General features: G+C 42.5%; 18 protein-coding genes. 14 read left to right on the top strand and 4 right to left on the bottom strand.

Going from position 1 to position 24,478, the window contains the following annotated elements:
* Positions 1-116: 116 nt before the first annotated feature.
* The 3 genes from ACP26M_RS17850 (at position 117) to odhB (ending at position 6,154) form a co-directional block, all read left to right on the top strand.
* Positions 117-1,418 carry a DASH family cryptochrome gene (locus ACP26M_RS17850; RefSeq protein ID WP_426581976.1) on the top strand — a complete coding sequence of 434 codons (1,302 nt, stop codon included), beginning with the start codon at positions 117-119 and terminating at the stop codon, positions 1,416-1,418.
* Positions 1,419-1,709: 291 nt separating this feature from the next.
* Positions 1,710-4,526 (top strand): 2-oxoglutarate dehydrogenase E1 component, encoded by a 2,817-nt coding sequence (locus tag ACP26M_RS17845; RefSeq protein WP_426581974.1) that lies wholly within the window; start codon positions 1,710-1,712, stop codon positions 4,524-4,526.
* A 62-nt stretch (positions 4,527-4,588) separates the two neighbouring features.
* Positions 4,589-6,154, top strand: a complete 1,566-nt coding sequence (odhB, locus tag ACP26M_RS17840) for a 2-oxoglutarate dehydrogenase complex dihydrolipoyllysine-residue succinyltransferase (protein WP_426581972.1) — start codon at positions 4,589-4,591, stop codon at positions 6,152-6,154.
* 165 nt (positions 6,155-6,319) lie between these two features.
* Here odhB and ACP26M_RS17835 read toward each other — a convergent pair whose 3' ends face one another.
* The 3 genes from ACP26M_RS17835 to uvrA form a co-directional block, all read right to left on the bottom strand.
* On the bottom strand, positions 6,320-7,960 hold the full coding sequence (locus ACP26M_RS17835) for an ABC transporter substrate-binding protein (RefSeq protein WP_426581970.1): 1,641 nt from the start codon (positions 7,958-7,960) through the stop codon (positions 6,320-6,322).
* A gap of 132 nt (positions 7,961-8,092) precedes the next feature.
* Positions 8,093-8,686, bottom strand: a complete 594-nt coding sequence (locus tag ACP26M_RS17830; RefSeq protein ID WP_426581968.1) for a glycoside hydrolase family 19 protein — start codon at positions 8,684-8,686, stop codon at positions 8,093-8,095.
* A gap of 241 nt (positions 8,687-8,927) precedes the next feature.
* Positions 8,928-11,816: an excinuclease ABC subunit UvrA gene (gene uvrA / locus ACP26M_RS17825; RefSeq protein ID WP_426581966.1), complete on the bottom strand. Its 2,889-nt coding sequence runs from the start codon at positions 11,814-11,816 to the stop codon at positions 8,928-8,930.
* Between the two features lie 508 nt (positions 11,817-12,324).
* Between uvrA and ACP26M_RS17820 the strand changes: the two genes are divergently transcribed.
* From ACP26M_RS17820 to ACP26M_RS17780, 9 genes are all read left to right on the top strand, one after another.
* Positions 12,325-12,909 (top strand): RNA polymerase sigma factor, encoded by a 585-nt coding sequence (locus ACP26M_RS17820; RefSeq protein ID WP_090534404.1) that lies wholly within the window; start codon positions 12,325-12,327, stop codon positions 12,907-12,909.
* A gap of 271 nt (positions 12,910-13,180) precedes the next feature.
* A complete protein-coding gene (locus tag ACP26M_RS17815) occupies positions 13,181-13,375 on the top strand; it encodes a hypothetical protein (protein ID WP_090534406.1) in 195 nt (64 codons plus the stop codon).
* Positions 13,376-13,621: 246 nt separating this feature from the next.
* On the top strand, positions 13,622-14,380 hold the full coding sequence (gene nth / locus ACP26M_RS17810; RefSeq protein ID WP_426581963.1) for an endonuclease III: 759 nt from the start codon (positions 13,622-13,624) through the stop codon (positions 14,378-14,380).
* 155 nt (positions 14,381-14,535) lie between these two features.
* Entirely contained in the window at positions 14,536-15,558 is a 1,023-nt protein-coding gene (recA, locus tag ACP26M_RS17805) for a recombinase RecA (protein ID WP_090534412.1), read from the top strand.
* 200 nt (positions 15,559-15,758) lie between these two features.
* Entirely contained in the window at positions 15,759-16,307 is a 549-nt protein-coding gene (locus tag ACP26M_RS17800; RefSeq protein WP_426581960.1) for an REP-associated tyrosine transposase, read from the top strand.
* 182 nt (positions 16,308-16,489) lie between these two features.
* Positions 16,490-17,605: a cyclopropane fatty acyl phospholipid synthase gene (gene cfa, locus ACP26M_RS17795; RefSeq protein WP_426581958.1), complete on the top strand. Its 1,116-nt coding sequence runs from the start codon at positions 16,490-16,492 to the stop codon at positions 17,603-17,605.
* A 203-nt stretch (positions 17,606-17,808) separates the two neighbouring features.
* Complete coding sequence (locus ACP26M_RS17790) at positions 17,809-18,093, top strand: Bor/Iss family lipoprotein (RefSeq protein WP_143020878.1); 285 nt, start codon at positions 17,809-17,811, stop codon at positions 18,091-18,093.
* 6 nt (positions 18,094-18,099) lie between these two features.
* Complete coding sequence (locus ACP26M_RS17785; protein WP_426581955.1) at positions 18,100-19,608, top strand: FAD-binding protein; 1,509 nt, start codon at positions 18,100-18,102, stop codon at positions 19,606-19,608.
* Positions 19,609-19,685: 77 nt separating this feature from the next.
* Entirely contained in the window at positions 19,686-20,954 is a 1,269-nt protein-coding gene (locus ACP26M_RS17780; protein WP_426581953.1) for a hypothetical protein, read from the top strand.
* Here the strand turns inward: ACP26M_RS17780 and ACP26M_RS17775 are convergent.
* Positions 20,951-21,430 carry a DinB family protein gene (locus ACP26M_RS17775; RefSeq protein ID WP_426581951.1) on the bottom strand — a complete coding sequence of 160 codons (480 nt, stop codon included), beginning with the start codon at positions 21,428-21,430 and terminating at the stop codon, positions 20,951-20,953. The genes ACP26M_RS17780 and ACP26M_RS17775 overlap by 4 nt on opposite strands.
* A gap of 151 nt (positions 21,431-21,581) precedes the next feature.
* On the opposite strand from ACP26M_RS17775, the gene ACP26M_RS17770 reads away from it, so the two are divergent.
* Positions 21,582-23,303: an ArnT family glycosyltransferase gene (locus ACP26M_RS17770; RefSeq protein ID WP_426581949.1), complete on the top strand. Its 1,722-nt coding sequence runs from the start codon at positions 21,582-21,584 to the stop codon at positions 23,301-23,303.
* Positions 23,304-23,313: 10 nt separating this feature from the next.
* Positions 23,314-24,339, top strand: a complete 1,026-nt coding sequence (locus ACP26M_RS17765; RefSeq protein WP_090534425.1) for a hypothetical protein — start codon at positions 23,314-23,316, stop codon at positions 24,337-24,339.
* Positions 24,340-24,478: the final 139 nt, after the last annotated feature.

Genomic DNA, 24,478 nt, shown 5'->3' with positions numbered 1-24,478 from the left:
AAAATAATTGAATGTTTGGGTGGTGTCATAATCTTGCGGTAACATGTGCATGAAGCACAAATAAATTGCAAATTTGCATACTGCATTATTATTATTCAGTTAACCCCTGTTTAACTATGAGTGATAGAACTATTCTGGTTTGGTTTAGAAATGACTTGCGCATAAATGATAACGAAATTTTGTTAGAAGCCGTGCGCAAGGCTGATAAAGTACTGCCGGTTTATTGTTTCGATCCTTATTATTTTCAGCATAATGAAACCGGTGCCTCAAAAACCGGAAATTTCCGGGCGAGGTTCCTTTTAGAGGCCGTTGCTGATCTCCGCAAAAATTTACAAGGCTTCGGTGCCGAACTCATCATCAGAATAGGTAATCCGGCAGAAGTTATTCCCCAACTTGCCGAAGAATACCAGGTAAATGAAGTTTATCATCACCGTGAGGTGGCCTACGAGGAAACCAATATCTCCGAGCAGGTTGAAACTGCGCTATGGAAAATGAGGCTTAATCTTAAGCATTTCATCGGTCATACCATGTATCATAAGGAAGATCTTCCTTTCCCGATTAAGGATATCCCGGATAGTTTCGCGGTTTTTAAAAAGAAGGTGGAACGTGACAGTAATGTTCGCCCATGCGTACCCAAACCCGATCATATCAGCGTTCCGGAAATTGCCGATGCCGGCGAATTGCCAACCTTGCAACAATTAGGTTTAAACGAGCCTGTTGACGATATGCGCGCTACCGAATATTTTCAGGGGGGCGAAACAGCGGCTTTGGTACAAATGCATAAGTGTTTTGCCAATGCAGACCAGCTGCTGAAACAAAAAAATGGGCGTAACGGCTCTGATTGCTCTTCAAAACTTTCTCCCTGGATCTCGATAGGATGTATCTCGCCGAGGCAGGTTTACTGGGAAGTTCAGAAATATGGCAATAATGGTAACCTGTTAAAGCTTGAATTGCTTTGGCGCGATTACTTCAGGTTTATGTTTAAAAAACATGGCCAAAAATTTATCAAAGCTAAAAACGAAGCTCAGGGCGCCGATCTTGCACCGGACGCCGACCTGTTGCTCCAAAAATGGAAAAACGGCGAAACAGGAGTGCCCCTAATTGATGCAGCAATGCATGAACTTAATGCTACAGGCTATATCAGTAATCAAAACCGGCAGATAGTAGCGGGCTATTTGGTAAATACCCTTAAAGCCGACTGGGTACAGGGTGCTGCTTATTTTGAAGAAAAGCTTATTGATTATTCGCCGGCCAGCAATTGGGGTAACTGGGCCTTTATTGCCGGTGTTAACGATGCTAAGGAAAGCAAATACGTTATAGTTACCAAGCTGCCCAAAGAGCTTGAAGCCAAAACTGACTTTGTGAATACCTGGCAGCCATCATCCATTGATGAAGCCGGGGATTTGGTTGGGGTGTAATTGAAATTCGACGTTTTGGCGTTTTGATAGTAGCGATATCGTCCGTCAGCCGATGGATAATGCCTTGCGCAGTATAACCGGACCATGAGCCGAAGCGATACCTAAATCTTATCTAATTATTATTTCTATAAACCATCTATTTAAATAACTGTTGTTCTTTTGCCTCAAAACTCCGTATTTTCCCATTTAAGGATAAAATAAGCTTAACAAAGGCTAAATTTCTTTACAATTAATTATGAAGTATATAGCGGTATATCATTACTTTTGTACCGTTTTAAAGATCAGTTTCACATGGATCGTCTCAATTATATAAATAGCGGAAACGCTGCCTACATATCTTCCCTATACGAACAGTACAAACAGGAGCCGGAATCGGTTGATTTTGGATGGCAAAAATTCTTTGAAGGATTTGATTTTGGTAAAGATACCGATGCTGCCGGGGCAATTGCACCTGCTGCAGTTGGTCAAGCTACTCCTGAACATTTCTTGAAGGAAATTAACGTATTAAACATGATAGATGGTTACCGCTCACGCGGGCATTTGTTTGCAAAAACAAACCCCGTTCGCGAACGCCGCCATTATTACCCAGGCAAGGAGCTTGAAACTTTTGGTTTGAGCGAAGCTGATCTTGATACCGTTTTTAATGCCGGTGTTGAAGTTGGTTTAGGTGCCGCCAAACTGCGCGATATCCGTCAGTTACTTGAGGATACTTACTGCCGGTCAATAGGTACGGAATATAAATACATCCGCAATCCCATTAAAATAAAATGGTTTGAAGAGCGGATGGAGGGCCATCGCAATACCCCTTCTTTCACCCTCGATGAAAAGAAGGAGATGCTTAATAAGCTGAATGAAGCCGTAACATTTGAAAACTTTTTAGGTACCAAATTCCTTGGTCAAAAACGTTTTTCACTGGAAGGTGCCGAGGCGCTGATCCCTTCAATGGATTCTGTAATTAAAAAAGGCGCTGATCTGGGTATCGAGGAGTTTATCATCGGTATGGCGCACCGCGGGCGTTTGAACGTATTGACCAATATCATGGAGAAAACCTATAAAGAGGTGTTCTCTGAGTTTGAAGGTAAAAACTACGATTCTGAATCACCTTTTGGTGGCGACGTGAAATACCACTTAGGTTTTTCAACCGATGTGCATACCAAAAGCGGTAAAAAAGTTCACCTGAGCCTTTGTCCCAACCCATCGCACCTGGAAGCTGTTGACCCGGTTGTAGAAGGGATCACCCGTTCAAAAATCGACTTTAAATATGGCGGCGATCATTCAAAGATCGCTCCGATCCTGATCCATGGCGATGCTTCAATTGCCGGACAGGGTATAGTATATGAAGTTTTACAAATGGAAAAACTGGATGGTTACCGCACAGGGGGCACCATTCACCTGGTTATCAACAACCAGATAGGTTTTACCACCAACTATAAAGACGCCCGTTCAAGTACTTATTGTACCGATGTTGCCAAAACTGTGCTTTCGCCGGTTTTCCACGTAAACGGTGATGATGTTGAAGCTTTGGCTTATGTAGTAAACCTGGCTATGGAATACAGGCAGGTATTTAATGAGGACGTATTTATCGACATCCTTTGCTATCGCCGTTATGGCCATAACGAAGCTGATGAGCCTAAATTCACCCAGCCGCTGTTATACAAAGCTATCGACGCGCATCCTAATCCGTTAAAGATTTACAATCAGAAACTGATAGATGAAGGCAGCATAGATGCTGAATTCTTAAAATCTATTGAAAAAGCCTTCAAAGATGAGTTACAGCAAAAACTGGACGAAGTAAAATCAGAAGAAAGGTTTACTGATACGATTGCCATGTTTGAGGGGGCCTGGAGCGGATTGCACCTGGCAAGCCATAAAGAACTGGTAAAAGCTATTGATACTTCAGTGGCCGAAGAAACCATATTAGAGATTGGTAATAAGATCACTGTGTTACCACCAAATAAAGAGTTCTTCAAGAAAATTGAAAAGCTTTTTGAAGACCGCAGCGCTATGGTGAACAAAACCAAGGTGTTTGACTGGGCTATGGGCGAACTGCTTGCTTACGGGACTCTGCTAAAAGAAGGTTACCCGATCAGGTTAAGTGGTGAAGACGTAAAACGTGGTACTTTCTCGCATCGCCATGCGGTATTGACGCTGGTTGATTCGGAAGACGAATTTACACCGCTTGCATCCATTAACCCCGAAGCTAAACTGAGCATTTACAACTCTTTATTATCTGAGTATGGTGTTTTAGGTTTTGAATACGGCTATGCACTTGCAAACCCAACTGCTTTAACCATTTGGGAAGCCCAGTTTGGTGATTTCTTTAACGGTGCCCAGATCATTGTTGATCAGTACATCGCCAGCGCCGAAACTAAATGGCAGCGTGGTAACGGTTTGGTTATGCTGTTGCCTCACGGTTATGAAGGCCAGGGCCCTGAGCACTCATCTGCGCGTGTTGAACGCTTTTTAGAACTGTGTGCCGATGATAATATTCAAATTGCTAACTGTACAACCCCTGCTAACTTCTTCCATATTTTAAGGCGTCAAATGCACCGCGATTTCCGCAAGCCTTTGATCATCTTTACACCAAAAAGCTTGCTGCGTAGTCCTAAATGTGTATCGCCGATTGAAGATTTTACAAACGGCAAGTTCCACGAGTTGATAGACGATACTTATGTTGACCCTAAAAAGGTAAAACGCGTATTGCTGTGTACAGGTAAAGTTTATTATGATCTGTTGGACAAACAACAGGCCGATAATCGTAAGGATGTGGCTATTGTACGTGTAGAGCAGCTTTACCCAACTCCGGTTACGCAAATTTTGAAGATCAAAGCCAAATATGAAAAGGCAGAGTTTATCTGGGTACAGGAAGAGCCTGAAAACATGGGCGCATGGCCATACATTTGCCGCAAGTTCCATAATGATAAGGTGATTAACCTGAGCGTTATTTCGAGGATAGAAGGCAGCAGTACTGCTACCGGCTTTGCTAAACAGCATGCCGCTCAGCAGTTATATATTGTATCGAAAGCGTTTGAAGCCCCTGCCGGTAAAGCGGTTAAAGAATCGGTTAAAAAAACAACAAAAAAAATGGCTGATGCCGGAGCTGATTGATCCGTCAATTAAGTATCCCGATATAATCCATTAAAAAAATATAAAATCTACAATACTACAATATGAGCTTAGCGATTAAGGTGCCTACCGTAGGCGAATCAATTACAGAAGTAACCCTTTCGAGCTGGAAAAAGAAAGACGGCGACCACGTTGAAATGGACGAGGTTATTGCCGAACTTGAGTCAGACAAGGCTACTTTTGAGCTTACTGCCGAAAAAGCCGGTACTTTAAAAATCGTTGCCAATGAAGGCGATGTACTACCAATTGGCGCTGTTGTTGCCAATATCGAAGACGGAGGCGCTGAAGCTGCTGCTCCTGCAGCACAACCACAGCCAGAAGTGGTAGCGAACGCTCCTGCTCCGGCCCCTGTTGCTGCTGCCCCGGCTGCTGCATCAGCATCTGTCGAAATTAAAGTACCGCCGGTAGGTGAATCGATCACTGAGGTTACTTTGTCCCGCTGGATCAAGAAAGATGGCGAAGCCGTTGCAATGGATGAAGCTATTGCCGAGCTGGAATCAGATAAAGCTACGTTTGAACTTACTGCCGAAAAAGCAGGTACATTAAAAACAATCGCTAAAGAAGGTGATGTATTGCCTATCGGTGCTGTAGTTTGTACTATTGAAGGTGCCGGTGCTTCGCAGCCTGCTGTTACCCCGGTAACCCCGGCTGTAGTTAGCGCTGCAGATGAATCGCCTCGTGGTGGTGCAGCTGCCGAAAGTGCTAAAACTTATGCATCAGGTACGCCATCACCGGCTGCCGCCAAAATATTAGCCGAAAAAGGTGTTGATCCAAAATCAGTATCAGGCTCGGGTGTTGACGGCCGTATCACTAAAGGTGATGCCCTTGGCGCGCAAGCTCCGGCAGCTAAACCTGCCGCTCCTGCCGCACAGCCTGTTGCTGCTCCGGTAGCAACGTCAACCGGTGGCATCAGGGACGAAAAACGTGAGAAAATGACCTCCCTGCGTAAAACCGTTGCTAAGCGTTTAGTATCGGTTAAAAATGAAACGGCAATGCTTACCACCTTTAACGAAGTTGATATGCAGCCGATCATGGAATTGCGCGCTAAGTACAAAGACAAATTCAAAGAAAAGCATAATGTGGGCTTAGGCTTCATGTCGTTCTTTACCAAAGCGGTTACAGAAGCTTTGAAAGACTGGCCGGCTGTTGGTGCACGTATTGAGGGTGAAGAGATCGTATACAGCAATTTTGCTGACATCTCCATTGCTGTATCTGCCCCTAAGGGTTTGGTTGTTCCGGTTATCCGCAATGCCGATAGCATGAGCCTTGCCGAAATTGAGAAAGCCATTGTGGTACTTGCCGGTAAAGCCCGTGAAAATAAACTCACCATTCCGGAAATGACCGGTGGTACATTTACCATTACCAATGGTGGTGTATTCGGGTCGATGTTATCAACCCCGATCATCAATGCTCCTCAATCGGCCATTTTGGGTATGCACAACATTATTGAGCGCCCGGTAGCTGTCAACGGACAGGTTGTGATCCGCCCGATGATGTACCTTGCCCTGTCATATGATCACCGCATCATCGACGGCCGCGAATCGGTAAGCTTCCTGGTAAGGGTTAAACAATTGCTTGAAGATCCTGCAAGGTTGTTGTTAGGTGTATAACCCTGCAAAAACTTTATAAAAGAGATCCCGGTAGGTTTTCCCTCCGGGATTTTTTTGTAAAGAGATTTCCTCGCAGGCTGTGAAATCAGGTTGCCATTGATGTAAGAATGAAAATAACTTAAGCAAACAGTAGTACAATGACATCTAATCTCCGATCTCCAACCTCTAAAACGAACTCTTCACCACCCTTTTTAGCACTAACAAATTTTGACCATTAAGGCTATAGCCACTGATGTTGTTTTGATATAGATTTACCAGTTTATCATAGTATAATACTACAATGGGCGATTGCTCCATCATCAGATTATCCATCTGGCGGTAGAGGGCGAAACGTTTTTCATCATCTTTTACCTGGTAGGTTTGCTCAAAAAGTTCATCGAACCTTTTATTGTTGAACCCGGTATAATTGGGGCCGAAGGGAATTTTATTTTTGGAGTAAAAAACAGAAAGGTAGTTTTCGGCATCAGGGTAATCGGCTATCCACGAACCATAAAAAAAGTTGATGCCGTTTTTTGAGATCAGTTCGCGCAGGCTGGCGCCCTGGGTTATCTCCACATTTGTTTTTATGCCGATGCGCTCCAACTGGCCTTGTACATACTCAATTAAACTACGGTAACCAACAGTTGTGGCCAGCGTAATTTCGGGCATGTTTTTACCATTGGGATAACCGGCGTCACGGAGCAGGCAGCGCGCTTTTTCAGGATCGTAAGTGTAGCCTTTTACGCCCGTGCCGTTAAAGCCTGGCATGCCTTCGGGCACAAAACCTCCGTAGCCCGGTGTACCCATACTGTTGCGGAGGTATTTGATCATTTTTTCGCGGTCGATGGCGTAGTTGATGGCCTGCCTGATCTTGAGTATTTTTAAAGGCGATTTTTTTACAATGGGCAAAGTGGTATCCACCAGCATGCCCAGGTAAATGGTGTTCAGGTAAGGAGCGGTATTGAGTATAAATTTACCCTTATATTTTTGCGTTACCTTGCCTGCTTTGGTAAGGATATCATCGCGATAGCTGCCGTCGATATCATTCAAAAAATCGATATTCTTTTTTACAAACTCTAGGAACGAAGTCTGCTTATCAGCAATAAAGGTAGAACGGATAGCATCCAGGTAGGGAAGACGGTTACCTTTTTCGTCTTTTTCCCAGTAATGCTCATTTTTTAAAAACACCAGTACTTCTCCTTCTTTCCAGTATTTAAACCTGAAGGGGCCGGTGCCTACCGGGTGGCTCCTGAAGTCCTTGCCGTAAAACTCAACCACTTCTTTGGGTACTACGGAGCAATATTGTGCCGTGAGTAAGCTTAGAAAGGGAGCGAAAGGCTGTTTAAGCCTTATTTGGAAAGTACTGTCATTAGGTGCCATGAAGGCGCTTTTGTCCTTTACCTTATCACTGAAGATCCATGAGCCGGATGAAGCAACTTTGGGATCGATCAAACGACCGAAGCTATAAGCAAAATCTGAGGCCACTGCCTTTCGACCTGTACCATTTGCAAAATGAGGGTCGTCATGAAAATATACATCATTACGCAGATGGAAGGTATATAATAAACCATCAGCTGATGTTTCCCAGCTTTTAGCAATACAGGGAATGGTTTTTAAACTATCGTTGATCTGTACCAGGCCGTTATAAAGCTGGTTATCCATCCAAATGGTATAATGATTACGGCAAAAGGCAGGATCAAGCGAGGTAAGGCCCTCTTCAAGATTGATATTAAAAACTGTTTTGTGCTGATCGGGAGAAGTGTCGGTGTGGCATGCGCAAAGCTGAATGGAGAATAATACAAAAAGGTAAGTGATCAGCTTATTCATTTAAGCTAATATATCAAATATCACGATATCAGAGTGGGTTATTAGTCGATTATTGCGCAGGGATGATTGATTGCCGAAAGTAAAAGTTGTGCGACTGTTCGAAATTAAAAGCTAAACAGTCGCATACTCAATTTACGCATCAATACCGGTCAATCCCTTATAAAAATGTTTGGCATAACCTGCTATCAGCACATCGTGATCATTCCCGTTAATAATACGGCGGGCGTTGATCCAGTCGGCATGGGTGGCGTCAAAATATTTGCCTAAGCCAACGCCGGTAAACATGCCTTTTGTCATACCTTCAATCATAATGTTGGCAGCTACATCAGGTTGAAGCGCCAATTCGGGATGGTTGAGCAGGTCGAGGTGTAAATGCTTGCCCATGGCCTCATAGTTCTCGTACCAGGTTAATTGTACAAAACCGCGGCCATAATAAAGCTGATCGGGCGTTGTATAAGGAACACGGTGGCCAGGCCCCCCGCCCATTTTAAATTTTTCGCCATAGGGATGACCTTTACCCTTGCCAAACTCATTTATTGGCTGCATAGTGCCTGCGCATTCATGGTAAACGGTGCCTAACATGTAGGCTACCTTACGCTGATCGGTAACGCCGGCATCTGCTGCGGCTTTTAAAATGGCTTCGATCCCATCAATCTGGCTTTGTGAAATGTGGCCTTTAAATACAGACGCACGGATGGTGTCATAAAATTCTTTTGTACCTGGCATGATAATGAAATTTAGGTATTAGTAATAAAATTAATTGCTGTAAACGGATGTTTCAGATTAAAAGGGTATGGAAGACTTAAGTAAATATAAATATTCACGTTTGGAATACCAAGGCTGATATTCAAATAGTTGGGCAGGTATTTGCAAGCCAATTCCAGGCATTGGTTGAAAAGGCCTAAAAAAGGAATAGGTTTATAAAGCAAATTTTAAAGTGCCCGATTTATTACGCGGGCACTTTAAATTAAAACCGCTCTTTTAAAAACTTGCCGGTGTAGCTGTCTTTTTGTTTTAATAGGTCTTCAGGAACGCCCTCAAATACTACTTTACCGCCACGGTCACCACCTTCGGGGCCGATATCGATAACCCAGTCGGCACATTTGATCACATCCATGTTATGCTCAATAACAATGATGGTATTGCCATGATCAAGCAGGGCATCAAATGATTTCAGCAGTTTTTTAATATCGGCAAAATGCAGGCCGGTAGTAGGCTCATCAAAAATAAATAGCGTTTTATTGGTGTTGTTGCCTTTTACCAGGAATGATGCCAGCTTGATACGCTGAGCCTCGCCACCCGATAAGGTATTTGACGACTGCCCCAACTGAACATATCCCAAACCAACATCAACCAGCGGTTTTATTTTGGCGATGATCTTAGGCTCTTTGGCAAAAAACTCAACGGCCTCGTCAATGGTCATGTTCAGGATCTCCGATACGTTTTTTTCTTTGTATTGGATATCTAAAATATGCTGCTTAAAGCGATGTCCCCCGCAGGTTTCGCAGGTAAGAAAGATATCTGCCATAAATTGCATCTCTATCTTAACTTCACCTTCACCCTGGCAAACATCGCAGCGGCCGCCTTCAACGTTAAATGAAAATGCGGAGGGTTTTAGCCCGGCGGCTTTTGCTGCCGGCTGAGCGGCGTACAGGTTGCGGATCTCGTCCCAGGCCTTAACATAAGTAACCGGGTTTGAGCGCGATGAACGGCCTATCGGGTTTTGGTCAACCAGTTCAACCTGTTCAATTTTGCTGTAATCGCCATCAATGGCATCATATGAGCCTGTTTGTTCGCCCGAATAATTACCTAAGGCCTTTTGAACGGCGGGGGCAAGGATACGTTTTACCAAACTGGTTTTACCCGAGCCGGATACGCCGGTAACAACAGTAAGCACACCTAATGGAAATTTGGCGGTGACATGTTTCAGGTTGTTTTCGCGCGCGCCCTTTATTTCAATAAAATCGTGCCATTTACGGCGGCTTGCGGGGATAGCTATTTCTTCCCTGCCGCTCAGGTATTTGCCGGTGAGGCTTTTATCGTCTTTTATAATTTCATTATAAGTACCGGTAAAAATCAGCTCCCCGCCATGGGTACCGGCTTCGGGGCCAATATCAATAATGTGGTCGGCAGCTTTCATGATCTCTTCCTCATGCTCAACAACCAATACGGTGTTGCCCACATCGCGGAGGGATTTTAATACGGTGATCAGCCTTTGGGTATCACGCGGGTGCAAACCGATGCTTGGCTCATCCAAAACATACACGGAACCTACCAGGCTGCTGCCCAATGACGTAGCGAGGTTGATGCGCTGCGACTCACCGCCTGATAATGTATTTGATAAACGATTGAGGGTTAAATAGCTCAAACCCACATCATTTAAAAAGCCAAGGCGGTTGGTTATTTCCATCAGCAAGCGTTTACCGATTTTGGCATCCGTTTCACTGAGTTCAAGCGATTTAAAAAATTCAAAGGTTTTATCCAGCGGCATCAGTACCACATCGGTTATCGACTTTTCATTGATCTTTACGTAGGAGGCATCCATTCGTAAACGGCTGCCCTTACATTCCGGGCAGGTAGTTTTGCCCCTGTATCGCGATAGCAAAACACGGTATTGGATCTTATACGTTTGTTCTTCCATTTCCTTGAAAAACTCGTCAAGGCCACGGAAAAACTTATTGCCGGTCCAGAGCAGGCGCTGCTCTTTTTCGGTTAGCTGATTATATTGACGGTGGATAGGGAAGTCGAACTTTAAGGCATGTCTTACCAGCGCATCGTTCCATTCGCGCATCTTTTCGCCGCGCCATGGGGCGATAGCGCCCTCGTAAATGGATTTACTTTTATCTGGAATAACCAGGTCTTCATCAATACCGATCACCTTGCCGTAACCTTCGCATTTTTTACAAGCGCCATACGGATTATTAAAGCTGAAGAAGTTTGGTGTAGGCTCTTCAAACTTCAATCCGTCTAACTCAAAACGATCGCAAAAAAAGCGCTCATGCTCGGTATCGTTGTCAGGCTCCTGGAAGCGAACAAAACAATCGCCCTTGCCTTCAAAAAAAGCAGTTTGTATGGAGTCGCCTAAACGGCTAATGGTTTCGTCTTCTTCATTTTTGGTAACGCGGTCAACAACTATGCGTACTGCAATTTGCTGATCAATTTCGGTAGTTTCTGCAGCTGCCTTTTTTGCCTTTGTTTTTTTGATCTCGACTATTGGTTCAGCCGCCATTAAAGGAAGGTTCTCCACTGTTTTATCCTCTAATAAAGATTCGATACGCGAAAGTTTGCCATTGTATTCAACGCGAACAAAACCTTTTTGCATCAATACGGCAAGCTCCTCTTTAAGGCTCCGGTTATTGTGCGGGTGCAATGGAGCAAGAATGGTTACCTGGGTTTCGTTAGGCAATGAAAGCACAAAGTTAACCACATCGGTCACTGAGTCTTTTTTTACGATATTGCCTGATATGGGCGATATCGTTTTACCGATACGTGAAAAAAGCAGTTTTAAATAATCGTAGATCTCGGTTGATGTACCAACAGTTGAACGTGGGTTTGAGGTAATTACCTTTTGCTCAATAGCTATAGCCGGTGCAATGCCTTTAATATAATCAACATCGGGCTTGTTCATACGGCCCAAAAACTGGCGGGCGTATGATGAAAGGCTTTCCACATAGCGGCGCTGACCTTCGGCGTACAAAGTATCGAAAGCGAGCGATGATTTGCCCGAGCCCGACATGCCGGTAACTACCACCAGTTTATTTTTGGGAATAGCCACATCAAGGTTTTTAAGGTTGTGCACCCTTGCGCCTTTTATAATAATATGCTTTTGCGGATCTTTTTCTGCTTCTTTACTCATTCTATTGAATTAGTTCATAGTTGATGGCTGACGGATCATAGTAGTATGCTTTGCAGGTTAGTGGCAAAATTTATACCATGAACCATGATCTATTACCCATGAACTTTTTGCGAATGCAAAAATCCTAAAATATTTAGCAGAATCCAAATGAGTTTTAATTGTTTATTGGATTAAACTGCATGAAATATTGGAGTTTACAGTTTGCTGACTTTTTAAAACTTAATGTTGTTTTAACAACTACTTTTTAAAAAATTTATTTTGGCTAATGATTAAACCTTCGGTATTAAAAATAAGTCTAACGGAAGTGCGCCAAATAAATGATGGTTTTGCAGGTAATTATACCGATTAATAGTAAAGTAGGGCGCAAAAAAAAAAATTTTATTTGTTTTTTTACCAATAATTTGTTTTATTTGAGCGAACAAATCTTTAACCCCTAAGGAGCACGCTATAGAATATACTTTACTTTAAAAGGTTTTAACTAAAAATTAAGTTTTAAGTAGTACTTTCTATGGATTTTCAATTGAAGAGTGATCAGGATCTAATCCATCTATATGTAGCCGGCGACGAAGCCGGTTTAGTAGAATTGATAAGGCGTTACCAATCAAAAATATATACTTCTATTTACTTGCTGGTAAAAGACGAATACCTTGCCGAAGATATTTTTCAGGATGCATTTATAAAGGTAATAAACACCCTTAAAGCTGGTAAATATAATGAAGAAGGTAAATTTTTGCCTTGGGTAACCCGTATCGCACATAACCTGGTGATTGACCATTTTCGCCGTGAAAAACGTGCGCCTATGATCAGCAATGGCGATGATTTCGATATTTTTGAAGTGCTTGGTAATTATGACGAAAGTACCGAGGACAAGATGGTTAGGGATCAAACCCATAAAGATCTTAAAGCACTGATCCAGCTGCTTCCATCCGAACAAAAGGAGGTGCTTATTATGCGCCACTTTGGTGATATGAGTTTTAAAGAGATTGCCGATATTACCGATGTTAGTATCAATACCGCCCTTGGCCGTATGCGCTATGCCCTTAATAACCTCCGCAAAATGATGCAGAGTAAGGAGCTTAGCCTGAAAAATTAGTTTTTCAGTATAAGAGTTTAACGATAAAAGGTTAGGATATTATTGTTTAGGTTAAACCGGGATAATAATATTCTAACCTTATTTTTTGTATGAAATTCTGATATTGTTTCATTAGGTACTGATATAAAGTTATTTACTGTTGCAATAACGTAATTCATAGCTTCCCGCAGCTAATTTCTTTAAATAAAAATTTCATTTAATTTTCATTTAACAAAATATTATCTTTAAGCCACCGTTATAAACCATATAAAAATTATAGTAAAATAAGCTTATGGATGAAACCTTTACAAAAACGTTAAATGCATTAGCTAACGAAGCTGAAATGAACAGGAATGCACAAGAAAATCTGGACGCCGACGAAGTGATTTTTTACAATTCAATTCGTGCTGATTTGGACCTGCTGATCAGGAAACCAAAAGTGCAAACCATACACCAGATCCTGGATTATTCAAAAAGCTTACGTTAGTATTTATTGCGGATTCCCCCACTGGTTCATAGATCATGATTGTTGAAAAGGTTACCGATGCGAATCGAAAAACCAAAACCCAATAAGTGATTTATGAACCTTTCTATTTTAAGATGGCTTATGGTTGATGGATCATAGTTCATGGTTTTTTATTGTTGTGAATATCTATACTTTTGGACAGGATCGCCATTGTGTTAAGCGGGGTGCTTGAGCCATGATCCATGAACTATCAGCCATGAACTAAAAATGTTAAAAGCCGAACGCTATCGCCATTTTGTTGATTATTTTTCTAAAAACCAGCCTAACCCGGTTACTGAGCTGCACTATAATAACCCATTTCAGTTATTGGTGGCCGTTATCCTATCGGCACAGTGTACTGATAAAAGGATTAACCAGGTAACGCCGGCACTGTTTGAGCGTTTTCCTACTCCGCAAGACCTGGCTGTCGCAACATCCGACGAAGTTTTTGCATATATCCGGTCTGTAAGTTATCCTAATAATAAAGCCAAACATTTGGTAGGCATGGGCAAAATGCTCATGGAAGTTTTTAACGGCGAAATACCTTCGGGGATAGAAAATCTGCAAAAATTACCAGGTGTAGGCCGCAAAACAGCCAATGTGATCGCTTCGGTTATTTTTGAAGAACCAGCCATGGCTGTTGATACGCATGTTTTTAGGGTGGCCAACCGCATTGGCTTAACCAATAATGCCCGTACCCCACTTGCGGTTGAAAAACAGTTGGTGCAAAATATCCCTAAAGAATATATAGGTGTTGCACATCACTGGCTTATATTGCATGGCCGGTATATTTGTTTGGCGCGCGGCCCTAAATGCGATATTTGCCCGCTAACGTGGTTTTGTCGCTATTATGAGCGCAATAATACGGAAGCCGCGCTACAAAGGCTTGAAGCTGCAAAACTTAAGAAGGCCAAAGAAGCTAAAAAGAAAAAGGCCCTTAATATTATAGATAAGGAGTTGAAGAAGCGGAGTGTGGATAAAGGTTGATTAGGTGGGTAGTTGATTAAGCGAATAGTTGCTTATCTTCGTCAATACTAACCTAATCAACTACTCATTTAATGAACCATTCACTATAAAATAAATTACTAAAAAAATTAGTAATTTTAAAAAAAGTAATTATATTTGTTGAAGAAATTAATACGATGGCTAACATAGATAAAAATAGCGCTGATAAATTGAAGGCATTACAGCTTACGTTAGATAAGCTGGAAAAATCATACGGTAAAGGCACCATCATGAAATTGGGCGAATCCGTAGTTGAACAAACTGAAGTTATATCAACCGGCTCATTAGGGCTTGATATTGCTTTGGGAGTTAACGGTTTGCCTAAAGGAAGGATCATTGAGATCTACGGGCCTGAATCATCAGGTAAAACAACTTTGGCTATCCATGCCATTGCCGAATCGCAAAAGAACGGTGGTATTGCCGCCTTTATTGACGCGGAGCACGCTTTCGATCGTTTTTATGCCAAGAAATTAGGCGTGGATGTTGAAAACCTGCTGATCTCCCAGCCTGATAATGGTGAACAGGCACTGGAAATTGCCGATAACCTGATCCGTTCGGGCGCTATTGATATTTTGGTTATCGACTCTGTTGCGGCGTTGGTTCCTAAAGCTGAGATAGAAGGCGAAATGGGCGATTCAAAAATGGGCCTGCATGCACGTTTAATGTCACAGGCATTACGTAAGCTTACCGGTACTATCAGCAAAACAGGATGCTGCTGTATCTTTATTAACCAGCTGCGCGATAAGATCGGTGTTATGTTTGGCAACCCTGAGACTACTACTGGTGGTAATGCATTGAAATTTTATGCGTCGGTACGTTTGGATGTACGCCGCATCTCCCAAATTAAAGACACCGATGAGGTTTCCGGTAACCGCGTAAAGGTTAAGATCGTTAAGAATAAAGTTGCACCTCCGTTCCGTGTAGCCGAGTTTGACATCATGTTTGGCGAAGGTATTTCAAAGGCCGGTGAGATTATTGACCTGGGTGTTGAATACAACATTATTAAAAAAGCAGGCTCATGGTTTAGCTATGGCGAAACCCGTTTAGGCCAGGGCCGTGATGCTGTTAAACAACTGATCCTTGATAACCCAGAGCTACAGGAAGAGTTGGAAAATAAGATCAAAGAAACAGTAACCGGCGAAAGCATGGAAGAAGTATAATTGGGATTATACTATATACTAATCTTTAAAGTGATTTAATGAATATATAAGAAGGCCTCCTGTAAGGAGGCTTTTTTTGTAAAGCTGCAGCAGGTTTAACATAGCATATAAAGCTGCCGCGGGTTTAGCGCAGCGTAACCCGTGGTGTAATACCATTTAAGCTTTCAGCTTAAATAATACTAACAACCTAATCTAAATCTATGAGCCGCAACTATAAATTCCACAACCAGGAGTTTCCTTATTTTGTAACTTTTACCGTTGTTAAATGGATAGATGTATTTACAAGAATTGAATACAGGGATATCCTTGTTGAAAGCCTCAAATACTGTATCAAAAACAAAGGTCTTAAATTATACGCATGGGTTATCATGAGCAATCATGTGCATTTAATTATTGGAACAAATGATAAGCCAATGCAGGATATTTTAAGGGACATTAAAAGGCATACTTCCAAAACCATTTTAAAAGCGATTCAGGAAAACTTACAGGAAAGCAGGCGCGATTGGTTGCTTTGGTTCTTTGAACGCGAAGGCCGGAATAATCCGGGCAACGAGCATTTTCAATTTTGGCAGGCAGGGAACCATCCTATAGAATTGTTCGGTGATAAAATGATTGATCAAAAACTCGATTACCTGCATAATAATCCTGTTATTGCAGGTTGGGTTGATAAGCCAGAACATTTTCTTTATAGTAGTGCCAGGGATTATGCGGATGATAAAGGCTTGATTGATATTGAATTTATGTGTTGATTTATAACATGATTTAAGCTGGAAGCTTAAATCATGTTACACCACGGGTTACGCTGCGCTAAACCCGCGGCAGTAGTGCAGCAGTGCAAACCGCACTCAACCCGCGGCAGTACTATGTTTGCAATTGTTCCCGTTTTTCCGCAAAAAGAATATCTTTATCACCGCATAAACCGGAAAAAGCTATGGGATCATCAAAAGAGATTGTTACAAATATGTTTGCTTCAGGTGGTATTACCGTGAACGGCAATAACCCATGGGACTTACAGGTACACAATCCTAAATTGTATGATCGTGTGCTGGCAGGAGGGTCCCTGGGTTTTGGGGAAGCCTACATGGAAGGCTGGTGGGATTGTGAAGCGCTTGACGAATTCTTTTTTCGCGTCCAGTATCACCGGGTTGATAAAATGATCCCGCGCGACTTAAATACGCTTAAATACTTTCTCAAGGCAAAATTTAGTAATCAGCAAACCAAATCAAAGGCAAAAGAGGTTGCACACAAGCATTATGATATTGGCAACGACCTTTTTGAGTTGATGCTTGATAAGCGGATGATATACTCCTGTGCCTATTGGGAAACGGCACAAACATTGGATGAGGCCCAGGAAGCTAAGCTTGATCTGATTTGCCGCAAACTAAAATTGGAACCCGGCAAGAGCTTGCTTGATATAGGCTGCGGATGGGGCGGTCTTCTTCAATATGCAGCCGAAAAGTATGGCGTAAAAGGAATAGGTGTAACCCTTTCAGAAGAGCAGGCCATTATTGCAAAGGAGATTAACAAAGGTTTACCTGTGGAGATCAGGGTGCAGGATTATCGCGATGTACATGAAAAGTTTGACAGGATAGTTTCTGTCGGGATGCTTGAACATGTTGGCTATCGTAATTATCGCATCTTTATGGAAAGGGTGAACGAAAATTTAGCAGACGATGGCATTTGCCTGCTTCATACCATAGGCGGTAATTACTCTACTAAAGTTACAGATCCCTGGATTGCGAAATACATATTTCCGAATGGGATGCTGCCATCTGCAGCACAGCTCTCAACGGCCTGGCAGGGCTTATTTATTTTGGAGGATTGGCATAACTTCGGCGTATATTACGACCGAACCTGTATGGAATGGCGTAAAAACTTTGAGCAAAGCTGGCCGCAGCTTAGCGTTAAATATGGTGATACCTTTTACCGCATGTGGCGCTACTATCTTAGTGCAAGCGCTGCATCCTTCCGCTCAAGAAAAAACCATTTATGGCATATTGTTTTAACCAAACCAAAGCATCTGGGATTGTACAAATCAATAAGATAAGCCCCTTCTTTTTCATTATCAAATAAATGACGTAAAAGTACGTATTCAATAAACGTGTTTTTACTTAATTGAAAATCAAGTATTTGGATTTACTTTATTGTATTTTAGGAAATTTCCAAAATACATACAATATGTTGCCATCACGTTTGAACAGGCCCCTGTATTTTTATAGGAAGCTTATCCCTGCTGTTTTAATCTCATTAATGCTGTGCAGTTGTTACACGGCCCGTGTCGAAACAAAGGCGCAGGCTGGGTCAGAGGTATCGCACCAGAATGTAAACTTCTTTTTTTGGGGAGCTATCCAAAGCCCCAAGCGAATCGTTACTCCTATATGTGATTCCCTTGGCTCCAATGGTATGGCCGAAGTTACGGTGAAGAATAATTTCGGTTATTCCTTGCTTACTGTTGTAACCTTAGGTATCTGGAGCCCTGCAAGGGTAGAGTGGAAATGCGGTAAACCTTGCGCCAAAGATGGCGTAATCAAATAAGCGGCTATGAAAGTTATTAAAACAGGAGTCAGCAGTTGGGAAAACCGGCACGAAACTTTTACCGAGCAAATTAAAGATCTGTATGAATTGGGCAACGAAGACAATCTTGATGCCCTTGAAGGTTATAATGACGCTACCAAAGGGCTTCAAAACCTGATTAAAGAAGCTATTGAGACCGGTACCCCATTACGATCATTAGGCGCAGGCTGGTCGTGGACAAAAATAGCAACGGTTAAAGATGGTGTAATGCTGGATACCAAACCCCTCAACACCAGATTTACTGTTGCCGATACTGCCGTAAACCCTGCTTACACTGGCAACAAAGACCACCTGCTTTTTGCACAAAGTGGCAACGGTATTTGGGAACTCGGCGCATTTTTGAAAAACAGGGGCTTGTCACTTAAAACTTCCGGTGCCAGTAATGGGCAAACTATAGCTGGTGCAGTGAGTACAGGAACTCACGGCTCGGCGTTTGACTTTGGTGCTACACCAGATTTTGTAGTAGGGCTCCATATTGTGGTAAGTCCTGACAGGCATATTTGGCTGGAAAGGGCTTCCGCACCCGTTGTAGCGCAACGGTTTATGGATCTGCTGCAAACCGAGCTGGTACAGGATGATGAACTTTTTAATGCCGCATTGGTAAGTTTTGGGAGCTTCGGTATTATCCACGGCGTACTAATGGAAACAGAACCCCTGTTTTTGTTAGAAACTTATGTGCAACGGTTACCTTATGATGCCGAACTTCAGGGTATGATGGCAACACTTGATTTCAGCGATACCGATAAGCTGCCATGTAGTAACGAGCGCCCGTGTCATTTTTCGGTGCTGCTTAATCCGTACGATCTGGACAAAGGCGCATTTGTAACCACTATGTATAAGCGCCCGTATCGTACCAACTACCAGCCGCCGGTTGATAACGCGGCAGGGATTGGTCCGGGGGATGATGCCGCCAGTTTTATAGGTACTATAACTGATGCCGTACCTGCTTTGGTTCCGGTTGTAGTTACCAAGGTGTTAAATACCAGCATGACAACTAATACTGATCCTCATTTTGGTACGCTGGGCGAAATTTTTAGCAATACTACATTAAGAGGCAAGCTGTTGAGTTCTGCTATTGGTTTCCCGGCAGAGCTTTCGCCCCGGGTTGCCGATTTGATGTTGAAGATCAATAAAGATATCGGCCCTTTCAGCGGTGTATTTTCATTCAGGTTTGTTAAACAAACCAAAGCCACATTGGGCTTTACCCGGTTTGAACATACCTGCATTATGGAGTTGGATGCACCGCTATCAGACAAAGCTTATAACTTTTATACCCAGGTTTGGCTGATGCTTGAGCATGAAAATATCCCCTTTACATTTCATTGGGGTAAAGCCAACGAAATTACCCCGCAACGCATCCAAAGAATGTATGGCGATGCGGCCACCCGGTGGATCAACGCCCGGAAAACCCTGCTCAATGCCGACTGCCAGAAAGTTTTTACTAATCAAATTACGCAGCAATGGGGGCTGGCCTAACATATATTAACCGGAGAAACTATGCAGTGTGGCTTAAAATCATAGTAAGTGGGTTGTTATTTTTCTGTTCAGGCTTCTTGCAATCTAAAGCTCAAACCACTGCACAGATCATCAATGAGATAAAAGCTATAAACAGCAAAGTAACCAACTATACTAACAGCACTGGCCAGGGGATGCTGATCTCCAATAAGGCTATGAACATTTTTCTGTCAAACAAGGTGAGCTCGTACCTGTCTGGCAATGAAGATCTTTCCCTGTATAAAAACTATGTTAATATTAACGCAGCCGAGGGGATGATCAGCATCAATCATAATTTTCACCAACCGGTTGATAGTGATGATTGGGTAAGATCATTTGTTGTAGCAGGAGCAAGGGTAAATATCGCCAACGCATATTCGGCAAAAAGTGCTAACAGGTATTATGATAATCAACTGGGTTTTACCATTCAAAAAACCTGGATGGGAAAGCCGAAAACATATTATACAGCCAATGGCGATTTCAAAAAGGAGATGGATGCAGCCCGGGCATTAATGGTAAATACAATCGCTCAAAGTATCAACAAAAAAGCCGAAGAGTTTGAGCAATCTCTTAATCTTTTGAAACAGGAGGAGGTACCCGGACAGAATTTAACAGAGGTCAAAAGCAAACTTCGGAAAACCTTTTATACTTCGCTGCGGGCTGATTATCTCCAACAATTTTCTGAACAGCAATCAGAGCGATTGGTAAATACAGGCAACTATAACCTGATAGCTGATAACTGGACAAGCCTGGGCGTTTACATCCCGGTTATACCACAAAAATTTATGGTGAGCAATGATGTGAATGCACGGGTTAACCGATACTACAATTATCCGCTCGAATTATTTATTAGTCATACCCGTTTCTGGGAAAGCCCCAAATTGGGCAGGTTCTTTTTAACTTTTGCCGGTAAAGGTTTTGTGAATAACGCGGTACAAAGCGGGTCCTTATTTAGTGCTGATGTAACAGGAGCACAGGGAGTGGATGGAACAAATACCGTCACCATAAATAAAGGCGACCGGTACATAGGCCAATATAAAAACTTTATAACACCCCTCGCGGCAGGTAAGTTGGTGTATATCCCCGGAACCTCACATGTTGGCATTAGCTTCCGCATCGAAAAAAACTGGGGAACTTATAAGGCGCTCAATTCCATCATCGGCATCCCCATTGTTTTGATAGATAAAAAAGGCGTGCCTGCCATAAATTTTGAAGCACAACTTTTGCTTCAGGACATGAATAATTCCTTAAAAAATACCCGACTGCCTTACAATAAAACAGCAATCGGGTTAACGGTAGGGATCCCGTTTAGTAAAATTGTTTACTAAACCAGCTTACTCATTTCCTCCAAAACCGCTCTTTTCAAAGCCATGATATAACCGGTATGCAAACCATCATGAAATGGCAAAAAGCGGATTGCTTCTTCTATATTGCTCAAGGTAACACCATAACGGGTCGTCATCGGTTGATAGTTTGAGAAAATACCCATTTGGTAATTTTCCTCCATTTTATCAATGGTTGAAATAAGCAGCTCTTTGACTTGGGCTATGTCATGAGCATTAATAAAGCTCTGCGGCTTTGTTTCGGGACGGTAGGGGGTATAGTATTTATCATCAACCACAATAGGTACGCCTGCGCGCGTATAGCAAATACCTTGCTGACCCGAAATAAGGTGCGCCAGGTTCCAGATCAGGTTGTTATTAAAACCTGCGGGGATGTGGTTAAGTTGTTCGGGGCTAAGATCTTTAACAACGTTTAACAGCATCAGGCGTGGTTTTTTGATAACCTCAAATTCTTGTTTCATTTTAATATTGGATGGGTTAAGGCTTTACAGCTGCGCTAAATTATGAAGATTGTGGTATGTTTTTCGTCAAATTATCACATCGCCGCTGCCAACGTTTTATGGCTTATATCTTTTATCATACCTTTGCCCATTCATTTACTCATCCATTTTAATGCAGGATACCTCTTTAAATAGCGCGCCGGTAAAATATAACAAGCCAATAATTTATTTTTTACTGTTGTGGGCTTTGCTAAATGCCGTACAGGCTTTTACGCTTGAGATTCATGCCGATGAGGCCTACTATTGGGTTTATTCGCGTTTTTTAGACTGGGGGTATTATGACCATCCGCCTATGGTGGCCGTTTTCATTAAAGCAGGTTACAGTCTCATACATAATGAATTTGGAGCGAGGCTCTTTACGGTGATCAGCACAACTGCATCTTTATACCTGATGTGGATGATGTTAAAGCGTTACAGGGTTGATGTCATCAACTTTATACTGGTGGTTTCGGGCATCTTTGTATTCCATATTTATGGTTTTACCACCACACCTGATGCTCCTTTGCTGTTTTTCACGGTGCTGTTCCTGTATTTTTATCAGCAATATATTGAACAGGACAGCTTAAAACTGGCCATTATATTGGGCGTGGTGATAGCCTGCCTGCTGTATAGTAAGTACCATGGCATTTTGTTGGTTGCTTTCACGCTTGTATCTAATGTAAAATTGCTTAAGCGAGGGTCTTTTTACGGAATTGTGCTGCTGGCGCTGGCTTTGTATGCACCGCATATCCTGTGGCAGGTAAACCACGATTATCCGTCAATAAGCTATCACCTTAGCGAGCGTTCGGCCGATGATTACCAATTGGATAATACCTATTTATATCCATTGGGGCAGTTGATAATGGCCGGGCCGCTGATTGGCTGGTTCCTTTTTTATAAAGGGTTTACAACTAAGATACAAGATGTTTTCACCCGAACCTTGCTCGTAAACAGCATAGGCATTTTAGCATTCTTTTTTCTTACCTCCTTTAAAGGTGAGGTACAACTCCATTGGACGCTTATCGCTTACGTACCGCTAAGCATGCTGGTGCTTATCAGTTTTGCTAAGCCGGGAGGCAAACCTGTTTGGTTTAACCGTTTGGCGGTGATAAACCTCAGCCTGATTTTGCTTGTTCGTATCTGTATTATCTGGGGGCCTCCGTTGTTGCTAAAGATCGATGCCATGAAAAGCTTTTTCGGCTTTAAGGATTGGGCTCATCAGATCCAGAAAAAGGCAGGCAATAATTATGTGATATTTTATGAAGGTTTTCAGGATCCGTCCAAATACAATTTTTATAATAACACCACCCGTGGGCTTGCCTATGATTCGCGGCATTATCGCCGTACCCAGTATGATATCTGGCCTATAGAAGACAGCATTCAGCATAAAAAAACTTATTATGTACTGGATGTTTGGTTGCCCGGTGTAACAACCGATTCCATTAACGTATTTGCCGGTAAATGGTATGGCGGTTGGGTTGATGACACACGCACCTATCAGCGGGTTGAATTTGAAACACTTGCTCCCAAAGAAGCCCTTAGTCCGGGCCAAAAAATAGATTTCGATCTTACGGTTAAAAATCCTTATCCATTCGCTATTGATCTCAGTAATAAAAATCAAAAGCACCCTGTATTTTTTGAAGCCTGCTTTTTTAAAAAGACAGATCAGATCACTAATCAAAAGGCAGATGATTCATTCCATAACATTGCCCTAAAGCCGGGCGAAAGCACTCATTTTAAATTTAACGTAACAGCACCGGAGCAGCCTGGCAGATATCAACTCATTTTTTCATTGCGTACCGAACCATTTTTTGGCGGACGTAACAGTAAGAGCATCAACATTACAGTAAAATAATAAATCGACTATGTTTAAACGGATATACCTTTTTGTCTTTTTTTCGATCATAACCACCACTGCCGCCCTTGCACAGGGTAGCCTTGATATCCATTTTAATGGCTTGGGTTTTATGGATAACCGGGAGTACAAAGATTTTGTTGCCCGCTCACGCACCTATTCGGGCGTGCGTACCGCGCTTGACCTGGGCTTGAATATCGATAGTGTGAACCACTTTATTGTAGGGGTTAACGGCATTCATGAGTTTGGTGCAAAACCATACTTTTTAAAAGTTAACCCCGTTGCCTATTACAGCTTTACCGGTAAAAACTGGCTGTTCAATGCCGGTGCTTTCCCGCGCGAAGGTTTGCTGGACGATTATCCACGGGCTCTACTGAACGATACTTTGCGCTACTATCGCCCCAATGTTGAGGGTTTGCTTACGCGTTTTCATAATGCCCACTTTACCGAAACTGCCTGGATTGACTGGGTAAGCCGCCAAACCGTTACTGATCGTGAGCAGTTTCTGTTCGGCTTTTCGGGCAAATACCGGCCAAGCTTAACCGGCCCCTTTTATGTATCGCACTATTTTTTGCTGATGCATGATGCAGGAGCCGAGGTATTGCTGCCTAATGATCATATCCAGGACAATGGTGGCGGACAAATAAGATTAGGTTTAGATTTAAGTCATAAAACCATTTTAGATTCGTTATCTATTGAGGCAGGCGGCATGATGTCGTTTGAGCGGGTTAGGGGTGTTGATGGTTTTCATAAACCTGCCGGCTTTGTAGCCAATGCCTATTTAAGCTGGAAACGTTTTGCCTTGTTTGATGAATTTTACAAAGGCCAGGGCAGCCATATTATTTATGGTGATGCCTTTTTTGAAAAGAAGACCTACAACCGGCTTGATATTATTTACACGCCGTTTTTATACAAGCGTGTAAAAGGGCAATTTATATTAAGCCTGCACCAAACACCGGGCTACAGCAGCAACCAGGAAGCCTTCAGGGTAACGGTTGACCTGGGCCGACAAACTTTGGTAAGGTTTAAAGATTAGTGAAGTTATGTGTAGAGACGCATTACATGCGTCTTTGCCTTAAATAAAATGACAGATCCTGCAAATTTCTGTCGCAAAAAGAGACGCATGTAATGCGTCTCTACAGTAAATGTTAACCTTTATAACACATATATATCAT

This window comes from Mucilaginibacter sp. R-33 (assembly GCF_049949235.1).
GTDB lineage: Bacteria > Bacteroidota > Bacteroidia > Sphingobacteriales > Sphingobacteriaceae > Mucilaginibacter.
The sequence above is the reverse complement of the archived record's forward strand: the minus strand, read 5'-3'. Positions and strand labels throughout refer to the sequence as shown.